This window comes from Bacillus sp. JKS001846 (assembly GCF_900176455.1).
Lineage (GTDB): Bacteria > Bacillota > Bacilli > Bacillales > Bacillaceae_G > Bacillus_A > Bacillus_A cereus.
In genome coordinates this window covers 1,813,814-1,828,122 of record NZ_FWYG01000001.1, presented here as the reverse complement: position 1 = coordinate 1,828,122, position 14,309 = coordinate 1,813,814, and the positions used below count along the sequence as shown (strand labels likewise).

Sequence of the window (14,309 nt, the reverse complement as noted above, 5' to 3'; positions counted from 1 at the left end):
CCGCTACATTAACATTGTTGGATTAAAATCAATTGAGATTTGTAGCTCTTTTTGCATTTCTGCTTGATAATGTTCATTTACCATTTTGAGCACGTTCTTTAAGTTTGGTTCCCGTTTGTATTTTATCATGCATTGATAACGATATCTATCTTTTATCCTTGGAATCGCTGAAGCAACTGGTCCTAGCACCATTGTTTGCTGTGAGCAATGCGTTCGTAAATACGAGGCAATTTTTTCCGTCACTTGTACCGCTTTTAATAATTCAGGATGAGATACAGTTACGAGTACAACATAGTAATATGGGGGATATTGTCTTGTTCGTCTCATTTGCATTTCTTGGTCAAAAAACACATCATATTGTTGGTTCTTCGCTAACTCTATACTGTAATGTTCTGGCGTATACGTTTGAATCACAACTTCCCCTGGCAATTCATGTCTACCCGCTCGTCCACTTACTTGCGTCAATAGCTGATATGTCTTTTCACTCGCCCGAAAATCAGGTAAGTGAAGCATCGTATCTGCAGTTAACACCCCAACGAGCGTTACTTTCGGAAAATCTAATCCTTTAGCAATCATTTGTGTTCCGAGTAATATATCTGCTTTTTCTTCCCCGAACGCCTTTAATAATTTTTCATGCATTCCTTTTCGACTTGTCGTATCTACATCCATTCGAATGACTCGTGCCTCTGGAAATAGTTTTGTAATTTCTTCTTCTACCTTTTGTGTACCTGTACCAAAGAAACGAATGTATGTACTTTGACAAGCTGGACACTCAGTTGGCATATTCTCTTCGTAACTACAATAATGACATTTTAAACGATGATTCATTTTATGATATGTCAATGAAATATCACAATGCGGACATTGAACAACATACCCACAATCACGGCACATAACAAATGTAGAATGACCTCTTCTATTTAAAAAGAGTACCATTTGTTCTTTCTTTTCTAATCGATCTGCTATTTTTTCATGCAGCGCCTTAGAAAACATTGATCGATTCCCGTCACGAAGTTCTTCTCGCATGTCAACAATCTCTACCGTTGGTAAAGCTTGTTCATTCATACGTTTTTCCATTGTTAATAGTTCATAAACACCTTTTTTCGCCCTTGCAAACGATTCAAGTGTTGGTGTCGCACTACCAAGAACGATAGGACATTTATGATATTGTCCTCTCCAGACAGCTACATCTCTTGCATGATACCTCGGATTATCTTCTTGTTTGTAACTTGATTCATGCTCTTCATCAATAATAATAATCCCTAAATTCTCAAAAGGCGCAAAAACAGCTGAACGCGCACCAACTACAACTTTCACTTCTTTTCTTAAAATCTTACGCCACTCGTCATACTTTTCTCCAACAGACAACGCACTATGAAGAACTGCAACTTGTGAGCCAAACCTACCTTTAAAACGATCCACCATTTGGGGCGTTAGTGCAATTTCAGGAACAAGAACGATAGCTTCTTTTCCTTTCTTGAGCACTGCTGCTATAGATTGTAAATATACTTCTGTCTTTCCACTTCCTGTAACACCATATAGTAAAAATGGATTATAAGTTTCATTTGTAATTGATGATAAAATCGGTGTAATAACTTGTTTTTGTTCCTCCGTAAGTGGAAATGGTTTTGTTTGTTCAAAATCATCATCGTCATACGGATTTCGGTATACTTCCACATACTTTTCTGAAATGAATCCCTTTTTAACAAGTGCTTTTATTGGAGCATCTGTTATTTGTAACTCTTCTGTAATTACTTTCAACGGTGCACTTTTATAATTTTCCACAAAATAATAAAGTACATCTTGTTGTTTTTTACTTTTCAGTTCAAATGCCGCTAATTCCAATTTATCTTCTGGCAACTCCGGCTGAACCACTCTTTGCTTCTTCTTTTGTACTTTATCTTTCACTTGATAAACGACTTCAACCGTACCATTTTTAATTTCTTGTTGAATAGTTCGGTATAAATGTGGCTGTTGCTCGATTACTTCAAAATCAATTGCTTCTTCATCCTGAAATAAATATAGTATTTCAGGTGCTATTTCTTCCTGTTTACAAAGTTGTAGACGTTTTTTATACGTTGCTTTTATCGCAGTTGGAAGCATCACTTGAAAAGCTGAAATCATGTAGCATAACGTTTCACTTGTAAGCCAATATCCAAGCTTTAATAATTCATCATTTAAAACCGGTGTTACATCTAATATTTCATGGATTGTCTTTAACTTCTTACTTTCTACATCCACCGAATCTTTAATCCCAATAATAAAACCTTGCAATTTTCTTGGGCCAAACGGAACTACTACACGCATTCCTGTCTGTACAATATCTTCCCATTTTTTAGGGATAATGTAATCAAATGGTCGATCTGTCTGACGGGCAGGTACATCAACAATTACACTTGCAAATTTCATAAACGATCATCTTCTAACATCATTTCAATTTGCTTCAATATTTCACGAGCTACCTCTTTTTTCATTAAAATTGGCAACTCAATAACTTTTCCATCTTTTCTATACATTGTTACAATATTCGTATCCGTGCCAAATCCAGCTCCTTGCGCTTTTACATCATTCGCGACAATCATATCTGCATTTTTCTCACGTAGTTTTTTCGTTGCATATTCCTCTACATTTGTCGTTTCAGCAGCAAAACCGATAAGTAACTGTTTATCCTTTTTCTGACCTAACGTTTTTAAAATATCCACCGTTCTTTCAAGTTCAATGACAGCATCACCATTTTGCTTTTTCATTTTATTCTCATGAACATATTTCGGACGATAATCTGCAACTGCTGCTGTTTTAATGACAACGTCTACGTTTTGATAATGTTGAAGAACCGCTTCTAACATATCTTGTGCAGATTCCACTTGCACTGTCGTTACATGTAACGGTGTATTTAATGCTGTCGGTCCTGAAACGAGTATAACATCAGCGCCTAAATTCGCTGCCACTTCCGCAATCGCATACCCCATTTTTCCAGAAGAAAAATTTGTCATAAAACGAACTGGATCAACCTTTTCACGTGTTGGGCCAGCAGTTATTAATATTCTTTTTCCCTGCAATGGTTTGTGTTCTGAGAAAGCTTCCTCTAACCGTGCAATAATTGCTTCAGGTTCTTCTAGTCGTCCCTTCGCCACATATCCACATGCTAAAAAGCCTTCCCCAGGCTCAATAAATGTATATCCTAGCGTTTTCAATGTCATCATATTTTTTTGAACTATTTTATTTTCATACATATGCACATTCATAGCAGGCGCAATCCATACCGGAGCTGTAGTAGCTAACAAAGTAGTTGTAATCATATCATCTGCAATACCACCAGCTAACTTTCCAATACAATTGGCAGTAGCAGGTGCGACAAGTACAACATCCGCCCAATCTGCTAAATCAATATGAGCAATAACAGCTGAGTCTTTCTCATCAAATGTATCCGTATATACATCATGGCGAGAAAGCGCTTGGAATGTAAGAGGCGTAACAAACTTCATTGCCGACTCACTCATCATTACTTTTACAATCGCGCCAGATTGTGTCAATTTACTCGTTAACGCAGCTGCTTTAAAAACCGCAATGCCTCCTGTTACACATAGAAGTATCTTTTTCCCTTTTAGCATATGACTCGTCCTCTTTCTTTTTCAAACTTATAATACTGAAATAGAATTCTCAGCTCGTCAGTACCAATATTTCATTCCTTTCGTAAAAAAATAACAACCTACTTGTAAATAGGTTGTTACCGTTACATAGAAAATTATAAAGTCTATGTTTTATTTTGTCGAAGGCAAAGGCTTATTCAGCTACTTTATCTTCACTTGGTACGTAGCTTAATGCTTCTGCATCGATTTCTTCTAATGCTTTACCTACACATTTATGAGAAACAGGTTTTTCTACAACACAGTTATTAGCAAGTTGCATTTCACGCGCGCGTTTTGCAGCTACTGTTACTAATGTGTACTTAGAATCGATTTTTTGTAGTAATGAGTCAATTGATGGATTTAACATAATTATAGACCCTCCGTCATTTCTTTATAATATTTTGCTACCCTTTCGCGGCGGCAATGTTCGCCAACCACAATTGCTTTAATTCTATCACAAGCTAATTCAACTTGATCGTTTTCTACTACATAGTCGTAAGCGTCCATCATCTCGATTTCTTCTTTCGCTACAGTTAAACGATTTTCAATAACATCTTCAGTCTCTGTACCACGTCCGACAATACGGCTCTTTAGTTCAGATAAACTTGGAGGTGCTAAGAAAATAAATACACCTTCTGGGAAAGCTTTCTTAACTTGAATTGCTCCTTGCACTTCAATTTCTAAGAATACATCTTTTCCTTCTTGTAATGTTTTTTCAACATAGTCAATCGGTGTTCCGTAATAATTACCTACGAACTCAGCCCACTCAAGTAATTTTTCATTACGAATCATTTCCTCGAATTCTTCTCTTTCTTTAAAGAAATAATCCACACCATCTACTTCACCTTCACGCGGCTTACGTGTCGTTACTGAAATAGAGTACTGAAAACGTGTATCCTCATGGCTAAACAGCTCTTTACGAACCGTCCCTTTTCCAACCCCAGAAGGCCCTGAAAGAACGATGAGCAATCCTCTTCTACTTCTCATAAATATGTAAAACCTACCCTTCCTCACTTAAATCTTCTTTATTATTCAAACGATGTGCAATCGTCTCTGGTTGAATTGGACTTAATACAACATGCCCATCATCCATAACAATAACCGCCCTTGTTTTTCTCCCATACGTAGCATCAAGCAAAGCATTATGTTCGCGTGCTTCCTGTACTGTTCGTTTAATAGGAGCTGACTCCGGACTTACAATAGCAATAATTCGATGAGCAGATACAATATTTCCGTATCCAATATTTAAAAACCGCATGGCCATAGTTTGCGCCTCCTAGTAAGTCTATCCGATTTCTCCACCACGTATAACTTTATATATTTTTTGAAAGCTACTCAATATTTTGTACTTGTTCACGAATTTTTTCAAGGTTATTTTTCATTTCTACAACATATTTTGAAATTGTTAAGTCATTTGCCTTAGAACCAATCGTATTAATTTCTCTATGCATCTCTTGCACGATGAAATCCATTTTCCTTCCAACAGGCTCTTCAATCTGCAATGTTTCACGAAATTGCTCTAAATGACTTTGCAAACGAACTAACTCTTCATGAATATCACAACGCTCTGCAAAGATTGCGACTTCTGTTAGCAATCTTTGTTCATCTAGATCTTGATTATGTAATTCTTTTAAGCGATTTTCTAATCGTTCACGATATTTTTGTGTAACAATTGGTGCATGTGGAATAATTGCATTTACACAATTGCTAATCTCTTGTAAACGATACGCTATATCTTTATGTAATCGTTCTCCTTCGCCATCTCTCATCGTTTTCAACATATGAGCAGCTTGACGAACAGCCTCATATAAACTGTTCTCAAAATGTTCATTTACATTTTCTATTTCTTCAATTGCTGTTACTTCTGGCATTGCCATTAATTGCTGAAGTGTAATAGAATCTTGTAATTGAAATTTCCCTTTTATATCTTCCATCATCGATTGGTACTGCTCAAGAAGTGACCAATTCACACTTAATTTTCTTTCAACAAGTCCTTCACCCGCTATACTAATAGACACTTCAATGCGTCCACGTCGAACTTGCTGTGCAATTATTTTACGAATTTTGTCCTCAAATACCATCATTTGCTTAGGAAGTCGAATACTCATCTCTAAAAAACGGTGGTTCACCGATTTCATTTCTACTGTAATTTGAAAAGTATCACTTTCTACTTTCGATCTTCCAAACCCTGTCATACTAGAAATCATTTTTATCACATCCAAGCCATAAAATAACTCAATGAAAAAGGTAATAGAGACAAGGCTCTACTACCTTCTGTAAATTATATCACATTTTCATAACATTGACTATTTCAAGTTTAATCCCTTCTTATATAATATCGGCTTTTTCTTCTTAGCCTTTTTCCCTGTTAATAAAGAACCTACTAGTAAGAAAGTCGGAATTGATGACAAACCTCCAATTAATAACCAATCTCTTGCTTGTATCGGCATTGTGCTAAAGATTGGTTGTAACGGTGGATAATATATAACCACTAGCATGAGTAGTAACGAAATAATAACCGCCCCTACTAAATACACGTTCCCAAATGGATTACGGTGAAAGACAGAATGCTCACTACGACAATCAAATACATGAATAAGCTGAGCAAGTACCAACGTCGCGAACGCTACAGTTTGTGCATATTTCAGTTCATTTGGATGTTGGTTATACGCAATAATAAACGCCACTAACGTCACTGCTCCAATTAAAAACCCTCGACTTATTATTTTCCACGCAAGCCCTCTAGCGAATACCCCTTCTTTCGGGTGACGCGGTGTTCTCTTCATCACATCTCCTTCAGCCTTATCCAAACCTAATGCCATCGCTGGTAAACCATCAGTAACTAAGTTCACCCATAAAATTTGAATAGGAACCATCGGCAGTGGTAATGCAAGTAACATCGCAAATAACATAACTAAAATTTCTCCAACATTTGACGCCAATAAGTAGCGAATGAACTTACGTATGTTCTCATATATATTTCTTCCTTCTTTAATTGCTGATTTAATTGTAGCAAAATTATCGTCTAGTAAAACAAGTGAAGAGGCTTCTTTCGCAACATCTGTCCCTGTAATTCCCATCGCTATCCCAATATCCGCTGTTTTTATCGCTGGAGCATCGTTCACTCCATCACCTGTCATCGCTACTATATGTCCTTGATTTTGCAGTGCCTTAACAATTTTCAATTTATGCTCAGGTGATACACGAGCGAATACATACGTATCTTCTACAACATTTTCTAATTCCTCCACATCCATATTCGCGAGTTCTACTCCTTCAACAACGCGTCCATCTGGTGGTAAAACTCCTAATTGTTCAGCAATCGCCATTGCTGTCACTTTATGATCACCTGTAATCATTACTGTTCGAATACCAGCTTCTTTACACTCTTTTACCGCCTGCGCCACTTCTGGCCTTGGCGGGTCAATCATACCTTGTATTCCAACCAACATAAAATCTTTTTCAACGTCTCTTTCATGTTCAATAGAATCCGTGACTTTTAAAGGTTTAAACGCAACTGCAATTGTTCGAAGCGCTTGACTACCTAAGCTATGAATAGCCGCCTGTACTTCTTTTCTATATAGCTCACTTAACGGCTGCTGCTTATCCCCCCATAAGATTGTTTGACTCAGTTGCAAAAGAACATCCGGTGCTCCTTTCGTAACAATAAACTTTTTCCCCTCTCGATCTCGTACAATAACACTCATCATTTTTCGAGTTGAATCAAAGGGGAATTCACGAATAATTTCAAATTTCCCTTTTAATGCCTCACGTGTTATCCCAGCTTTCATTGCTGCAGCTACAAGCGCTCCCTCTGTCGGATCTCCATCTAATACGTACGCCTTTTTCTTTTGAATAATATTTGCATTGTTACATAGTGAACCAAATGTAAGTAGCTGATAAAGTGATTTTGTCTTAGCTGGATTCACTTCTTTTTCACCTTTCATAAAAGAGCCATTAGGTTCATATCCTTGCCCTGTCACTTTCCACAATTCTCCGCCTGACCACATATGTGTTACCATCATTTTGTTTTGCGTCATTGTTCCCGTTTTATCAGAGCATATAACAGAAGCGCAGCCTAACGTTTCTACGGCCGGTAACTTCCTTACAATTGCTCTCTTTTTTATCATACGCTGTACACCAAGTGATAAAGCTACTGTAACAATTGCTGGCAATCCTTCTGGAATAGCCGCAACAGCTAGCGATACGCCAGCTAAAAACATATGATATACTTCATTCCCTTGATACACACCAGCCAATACAACGAGCGCTGTCAAAATAAGAGCTACAATAATTAATATTTTTCCGAGCTGTTCTAACCTTCTTTGCAGTGGCGTTTCCATTTGCTCTGCATTTTGCAACATATTTGCAATTTGCCCCATCGCTGTATTCATACCAGTTGCTACAACAACTCCTGTACCAGATCCTCGCGTAATCATTGTCCCCATAAAAGCCATATTTTTTTGATCCCCAATTGCAACATCTTGCCCTTGCAATGCTTCTACCTTCTTTTGTACAGGTACGGACTCCCCTGTCAAAGCAGACTCTTCAATATATAAACTTGATGCCTCAACAAGACGCACATCAGCCCCAATACGATCACCACTGGAAAACTTAATAATATCTCCTAAAACAAGTGCTTTAGATGGTGCTTTTACCCACTTTCCATTCCGCATTACAGTAACTTGTGGAGCGGCTAGTTCCTTTAAAGCTTCCAATGATTTTTCAGCTTTTCTTTCTTGAAAAAAGCCGAGAATACCATTGATAATAACAATGGCAACAATAGCAATAGAATCAATGTATTCACCTAAAAACGCAGAAACAATTGTTGCTCCAAACAAAACGAGTACCATGAAATCTTTAAACTGTGCTAAAAATACCATTAGTGCAGAAGGCCTTTTTGCTTCTTCTAATTCATTAGTACCAAATTTCTTTACTCGCCCTTCTGCTTCTTTCTCTGTAAGTCCAACCTTTACATTCGTATTCGTTCTTTCTTCCACTTCATGTGCTCGCATTCCATACCAGTTCATCCTGCTATCGACCTCCTGATTCCAGACATACTCTATTGAAAGCTTATTCAGCCTCGTCCAAAAAAATGCTATAATTAACATTTAGTTAGAAAGGAGTGTTCATTTATGGCATTCGATGGATTATTTACAAGAGCGATTACACATGAAATTGAAAATTCTCTTTACACAGGAAGAATTTCCAAAATATATCAACCTTCAAAATACGAGATTTTATTACATATTCGAGCGAATGGAAAGAACCAAAAACTAATTCTTTCATCTCATCCTACATATGCGCGTATGCACTTAACGAATCAAAACTACGATTCGCCAGCAATACCGCCGATGTTCTGTATGCTTCTTCGCAAACATTTAGAAGGTGGATTTATTGAAAAAATTGAACAAATCGACTTAGAACGCATTATTCAAATTACAGTTCGCAGTCGTAATGAAATCGGAGACGAATCATTAAAAACATTAGTAATTGAAATAATGGGACGACATAGTAACATTATCTTATTAGATACGAAAACAAACGTGATTTTAGATAGCTTAAAACACGTTTCATTAGCCGTAAACCGTCACCGAACTGTATATGCTGGTGCTGAGTACGTCGCGCCACCAGCCCAACATAAAATCAATCCTCTGCAAATTGAAACCGCAGATGATTTTATTAGACCGCTAGACTTTCTATCTGGAAATATGGATAAACAACTCGTCGGTGCTTTCATGGGAATATCCCCATTATTTGCAAAAGAAGTAGTAAAGAAAGCCGGTATGGCAAACGAGAAAGCATTATCAGAAGCATTTTTCTCTATACAAACACCATTACTATCTCATGCATATACACCTACAATGATTACTGCAAATGGAAAAGAATTCTTTTATCTTTTCCCTCTTACACACTTGCAAGGAGAAGAAAAAACATTCTCATCAGTGAGCGAATTGTTAGATCGTTTCTTCTTTGGCAAAGCAGAACGTGATCGTGTAAAACAACAAGCTCATGATTTAGAACGCTTTATGCAAAACGAAAAAAATAAAAACGAGAAAAAACTCATTAAACTCGAAAAAACACTGCAAGATGCTGGAAAAGCAGATAAATATCAACTATTTGGAGAGCTACTTACAGCCAATATGTACGCTTTAAAAAAGGGCGATAAAGATATTGAGGTCGTTAATTATTACGATGAGAATGGTGGAACTGTAAAAATTACATTAGATCCTTTAAAAACACCATCTGAAAATGCACAACGCTATTTCCAAAAGTATCAAAAAGCAAAAAATTCAGTTGTTGTTGTAGAAGAACAAATCGAAAAAACAAATGAAGAAATTCTTTATTTTGATAGCTTACTTCAACAAATGGAAGCTGCTTCTTCAAAAGATATTGAAGAAATTCGTGAGGAATTAGCTGAAGAAGGTTATGTGCGCAATCGCAAAACGAAAAACGCAAAGAAAAAGCCTACTAAACCAGTATTAGATAAATATGTAGCAAGTGATGGCACAGAGATTTTCGTTGGTAAAAACAATAAACAAAATGATTATTTAACAACGAAGTTTGCCCGCCGTGATGAAATTTGGTTACATACGAAAGACATACCTGGCTCTCACGTTGTCATTCGTTCTTTAGAGCCTGCTGAAGAAACTTTACTAGAAGCTGCCAAAATTGCTGCCTATTACAGTAAAGCGAAAGAGTCTAGCTCTGTACCTGTTGATTTCACCAAAATACGCCATGTCAAAAAACCGAGTGGTGCAAAACTTGGTTTTGTTACGTACGACAATCAGCAAACCGTATATGTAACACCAGATGCTGATATTGTAATGAAATTAAAAGCGTAAATAAAAAATGCGTTGCTTGTATGCAGCGCATTTTTTATATGTTTTCAATTTCGTTGCTATATTCATTCAATATTGTCAAAAAAATTGACAGTATCATTTCACATTTGTATAAAATTTTTTACAGCATGTAAATAAAGTACAAGTGTAACTCCAATCATTATTTTTCCCCATCCCCCTGCTATTCATTGAAGCAATCTAGATTTTATGAACAAACCGCCTCCCACAAATTACGGGCTATTTTTTTATCTCCCCTAAAATATATGTTGTCCCTACTATCCTTTCTTCAAATATACATTTTGGCACGCTATTTGCTTTATTCAATACTGTGAATAGGAGGAATTAACATGACTTTAAAAATTAATAAAATCCAAAATCAATTACAAAACTATGAAATTGACGGGTTACTTATTACCAAAAAAGAAAACCGCCAATATGCAACAGGCTTTACAGGTAGTGCTGGCGTCGTCTTAATCTCTGCCGATCAAGCTGTTTTTATCACTGATTTCCGCTATGTAGATCAAGCGAAATCACAAATAAAAGATGCTGAAATTATTATGCATAAAGGAAATTTAGAAAAAGAAATTGCACATCAAGTATCGAAATTAAACATTCAAAAACTTGGAATTGAAGAAAACAACATGACATTGCAACAATATAAAAACTTGCAAAAATACGTACAGGCGGAAATGATTCAAGTGTGCGAAATTATCGAAAATATTCGTATCATTAAAGACACGCCTGAAATAGAAACAATGAAAATTGCAGCTAATATCGCGGACGAAGCATTTCACCACATTCTTACGTTTCTAAAACCAGGAATAAGTGAAAATGCTGTACGAGATGAATTAGAATTTTTCATGCGAAAAAAAGGGGCTACATCTTCTTCATTCCAAATCATTGTAGCCTCAGGCGTTCGTTCTTCACTTCCCCATGGAGTTGCATCAAATAAAATAATCGAACGAGGGGATATCGTTACATTAGACTTCGGTGCACTTTACGACGGATATTGTTCCGATATAACACGTACTGTAGCAATAGGGGAACCATCGGAAGAATTCAAAAAAATATACAATGTTGTACGAGAAGCGTTAAAACGTGGGACTGAAGCGATTAAGCCTGGAGAAACTGCGAAAAGTATCGATGATATAACGAGGGATTACATTACAGAACATGGATACGGTCAATACTTTGGCCACTCTACTGGGCACGGTCTTGGGTTAGAAATACATGAACCGCTTCGCCTATCCCAAGAAAGTAAGGTAACTTTACAAGAAGGTATGGTTGTTACAGTTGAGCCGGGCATTTACATACCGAACTGGGGCGGTTGTAGAATTGAAGACGATATCGTCATTACAAAAGAAGGCTATGAAGTTATTACAAAATCAAATCGGGAACTAATTGTTATTCCTTGTTGAAATCATAGAAAAAAATGCCACCGAATAAGGTGGCATTTTCTTTTATTCATTAACGAATAACTTTTCGTTTACTTTTTTAACGATTACCACTACCGACATTAATATACATATTAAATACAGCATTTTCGCAATAAATAACCACCCTTGAAACATTACAATTCCATCTATTATCTCATTTCCTTTCAATAGAAAAAACGGAATTGTGCTAATAATAATGACAAACTCGATACTGAAAACAAATTTCTTTTTTCGGCTATATGCTTTCCATTCATTCCAACGATACATAGATGCAAAAATCAATACTCCTATACATAATATAGCTGGTACCCAGTCACTGTTAAGGAATTGTCCTGAAATAACTGATAATAGTAAACAAACGAGCACACCATAATATCCTATTTTCTCTCTCATTCGTACTCCCCCATTCTACTTCTCCTTTAATACGTAACTTGCTATGCTTATAATAATTCTTAGAAAAATAACAGCTATAATTACAATATAAAGACCTTTTGCAGACGACATCCATTCTTGAAAAATAGACGTTTTCTCTATTTGTTTCTGCCCTTCTATTAAAATAAACCCTACGAAAAATGAGCAAACAACAATGACACCTATCATAATTCCGATACTTTTCTTACTATATTGTTTCATATCATCCCAGTTATATAACAGTATAAAAACAAAGCCGAAAACAGGTATGATACTGATCCATTCATTGTTTGTAAACAAATTTAAAGTGATTAATAGACTACAAGATATGGTAAATCCCCAAAACCCAATTTTTTTGCGCATAAGTTCTCCTTAAATTCCATTTTTAGGATTATTTGTATTGTAACATCCATTTATCATTCTTACCATTACAGTACATGAAATTTCATTTTTTCTTTTTCCTATACTCACATACTTTCACTGCTTTCATACAATACACTACACGAATGCCTAAAGGATGTGAATGTTATGGGAGTTGAATTAACGCTATTACACGCTCTCTACATTATTTGTTTACTCACTATTATTACCTTTTTTATTCTCCGAAAAGATACGACTATCATTTGTATCGTTTTTATCTTTTTATTAGCATTAACTGCAACAAGTTCTATCCCTCTTGCCATTAGCGGAATTTTTCAAAGTTTCATTTACGCCATTACTGAGCTATTACCAACTATATTAATCATCTCCATTATCGTATCAATGAGCAATTTACTCGTTCATACTGGCATAAATGATACGATGATTTCACCATTTACAAAAATGATTCGTACACCTACACTCGCCTACTGGATTATCGGCCTTTTAATGATGACCATTTCTTTCTTCTTTTGGCCTTCTCCAGCTGTCGCCTTAATGGGAGCTATTTTATTACCGGTTGCTGTACGTGTCGGCCTTCCTCCAATTGGGGTTGCAATTGCTATGAACTTATTTGGACACGGCATCGCCTTATCTGGAGACTTCGTTATTCAAGGTGCACCGAAATTAACTGCAGACGCGGCTGGTCTCCCTGTTTCCAGCATCGTATCTGCAAGTGTTCCACTCGTTATCGTTATGGGCATTGTGACAACTTCTGTCGCTTTTTTCTTCTTACGAAAAGAGTTTCATACAGGCTTATCTATACAAGAAGCTATTCCATCAACTGAGTCTTCTAAAACGCTCACTTCATTATCTTCTCGCATAAAAAAATGGCTCGCTATTTGTATCCCTATCATATATATCATTGATATCCTTTGCATGATTCAATTTAAATTACAAGGAAGCGACGCAACTGCACTTATCGGCGGAACGACTGTTATTATGATTATCATCATTTCCCTCATCGCCTACAAAGGAAATGGACTGAATAAAACGACCGATTATTTCATAGAAGGGCTCCAATTTGGCTTTAAAATTTTCGGACCAGTTATTCCTATCGCTGCACTCTTTTATTTAGGAGATAGTGGATTTGTAAAAATTATCGGGGACTATTTACCGAAAGGTTCACACGGAATCATTAACGACTTAGGCATCGCTTTATCTCAAACTGTTCCTTTAAATCAATATGTATCGGCAGGGACATTAACCATCGTTGGTGTCATTACCGGCTTAGATGGATCAGGTTTTTCAGGTATATCACTTGCTGGTTCCATTGCCAATCTTTTTGGAACAGCACTTGGCCATGGAACAGCTACATTAACAGCACTCGGGCAAATTGCAGCTATATGGACCGGGGGCGGGACGTTAATTCCTTGGGCACTTATTCCTGCTGCTGCGATTTGTAAAGTCGATCCATTTGAACTTGCACGCCGAAACTTTTTACCGGTTGTTATCGGTTTAATTGTCACCACGATCGTTGCGATGTTTATCCTATAACGTAAGCAAGTGTTCTCTTGCTTACGTTTTTTGCTTGTAAAATTCATCATGAATTATCAGTTTTCAAGAGGGATTCG

General features: G+C 36.6%; 12 protein-coding genes. 3 read left to right on the top strand and 9 right to left on the bottom strand.

What is annotated here, in order from left to right; all coding sequences use genetic code 11:
- Positions 1-3: 3 nt before the first annotated feature.
- The 7 genes from priA to B9A45_RS10040 all read right to left on the bottom strand — a co-directional run bounded on the left by priA (position 4) and on the right by B9A45_RS10040 (position 8,659).
- Positions 4-2,409 (bottom strand): primosomal protein N', encoded by a 2,406-nt coding sequence (priA, locus tag B9A45_RS10070; protein ID WP_084064011.1) that lies wholly within the window; start codon positions 2,407-2,409, stop codon positions 4-6.
- The gene (coaBC, locus tag B9A45_RS10065; protein ID WP_000911753.1) at positions 2,406-3,611 is read right to left on the bottom strand and encodes a bifunctional phosphopantothenoylcysteine decarboxylase/phosphopantothenate--cysteine ligase CoaBC; all 1,206 of its coding nucleotides are present in this window, start codon (positions 3,609-3,611) and stop codon (positions 2,406-2,408) included. Before coaBC ends, priA begins: the two co-directional genes overlap by 4 nt.
- Before the next feature lie 172 nt (positions 3,612-3,783).
- Complete coding sequence (rpoZ, locus tag B9A45_RS10060) at positions 3,784-3,996, bottom strand: DNA-directed RNA polymerase subunit omega (RefSeq protein WP_000933960.1); 213 nt, start codon at positions 3,994-3,996, stop codon at positions 3,784-3,786.
- 2 nt (positions 3,997-3,998) lie between these two features.
- A complete protein-coding gene (gmk, locus tag B9A45_RS10055) occupies positions 3,999-4,616 on the bottom strand; it encodes a guanylate kinase (protein ID WP_001257741.1) in 618 nt (205 codons plus the stop codon).
- Between the two features lie 13 nt (positions 4,617-4,629).
- The gene (locus B9A45_RS10050) at positions 4,630-4,893 is read right to left on the bottom strand and encodes an extracellular matrix/biofilm regulator RemA (RefSeq protein ID WP_001251456.1); all 264 of its coding nucleotides are present in this window, start codon (positions 4,891-4,893) and stop codon (positions 4,630-4,632) included.
- Between the two features lie 67 nt (positions 4,894-4,960).
- The gene (locus tag B9A45_RS10045) at positions 4,961-5,836 is read right to left on the bottom strand and encodes a YicC/YloC family endoribonuclease (RefSeq protein WP_000625869.1); all 876 of its coding nucleotides are present in this window, start codon (positions 5,834-5,836) and stop codon (positions 4,961-4,963) included.
- 99 nt (positions 5,837-5,935) lie between these two features.
- Positions 5,936-8,659, bottom strand: a complete 2,724-nt coding sequence (locus tag B9A45_RS10040) for a calcium-translocating P-type ATPase, SERCA-type (RefSeq protein WP_001104775.1) — start codon at positions 8,657-8,659, stop codon at positions 5,936-5,938.
- 105 nt (positions 8,660-8,764) lie between these two features.
- On the opposite strand from B9A45_RS10040, the gene B9A45_RS10035 reads away from it, so the two are divergent.
- Together B9A45_RS10035 and B9A45_RS10030 are read left to right on the top strand one after the other, a co-directional pair.
- Positions 8,765-10,474, top strand: a complete 1,710-nt coding sequence (locus tag B9A45_RS10035; RefSeq protein WP_000863279.1) for an Rqc2 family fibronectin-binding protein — start codon at positions 8,765-8,767, stop codon at positions 10,472-10,474.
- A 344-nt stretch (positions 10,475-10,818) separates the two neighbouring features.
- On the top strand, positions 10,819-11,889 hold the full coding sequence (locus B9A45_RS10030; protein ID WP_000172803.1) for a M24 family metallopeptidase: 1,071 nt from the start codon (positions 10,819-10,821) through the stop codon (positions 11,887-11,889).
- Positions 11,890-11,931: 42 nt separating this feature from the next.
- Here B9A45_RS10030 and B9A45_RS10025 read toward each other — a convergent pair whose 3' ends face one another.
- Positions 11,932-12,300, bottom strand: coding sequence for a YoqO family protein (locus B9A45_RS10025; protein ID WP_001208270.1), 369 nt, complete (start codon positions 12,298-12,300; stop codon positions 11,932-11,934).
- 15 nt (positions 12,301-12,315) lie between these two features.
- Positions 12,316-12,681 (bottom strand): YoqO family protein, encoded by a 366-nt coding sequence (locus B9A45_RS10020; RefSeq protein WP_001227565.1) that lies wholly within the window; start codon positions 12,679-12,681, stop codon positions 12,316-12,318.
- 165 nt (positions 12,682-12,846) lie between these two features.
- On the opposite strand from B9A45_RS10020, the gene B9A45_RS10015 reads away from it, so the two are divergent.
- On the top strand, positions 12,847-14,232 hold the full coding sequence (locus tag B9A45_RS10015; protein ID WP_000537865.1) for a hypothetical protein: 1,386 nt from the start codon (positions 12,847-12,849) through the stop codon (positions 14,230-14,232).
- The last annotated feature ends 77 nt before the right edge of the window (positions 14,233-14,309 follow it).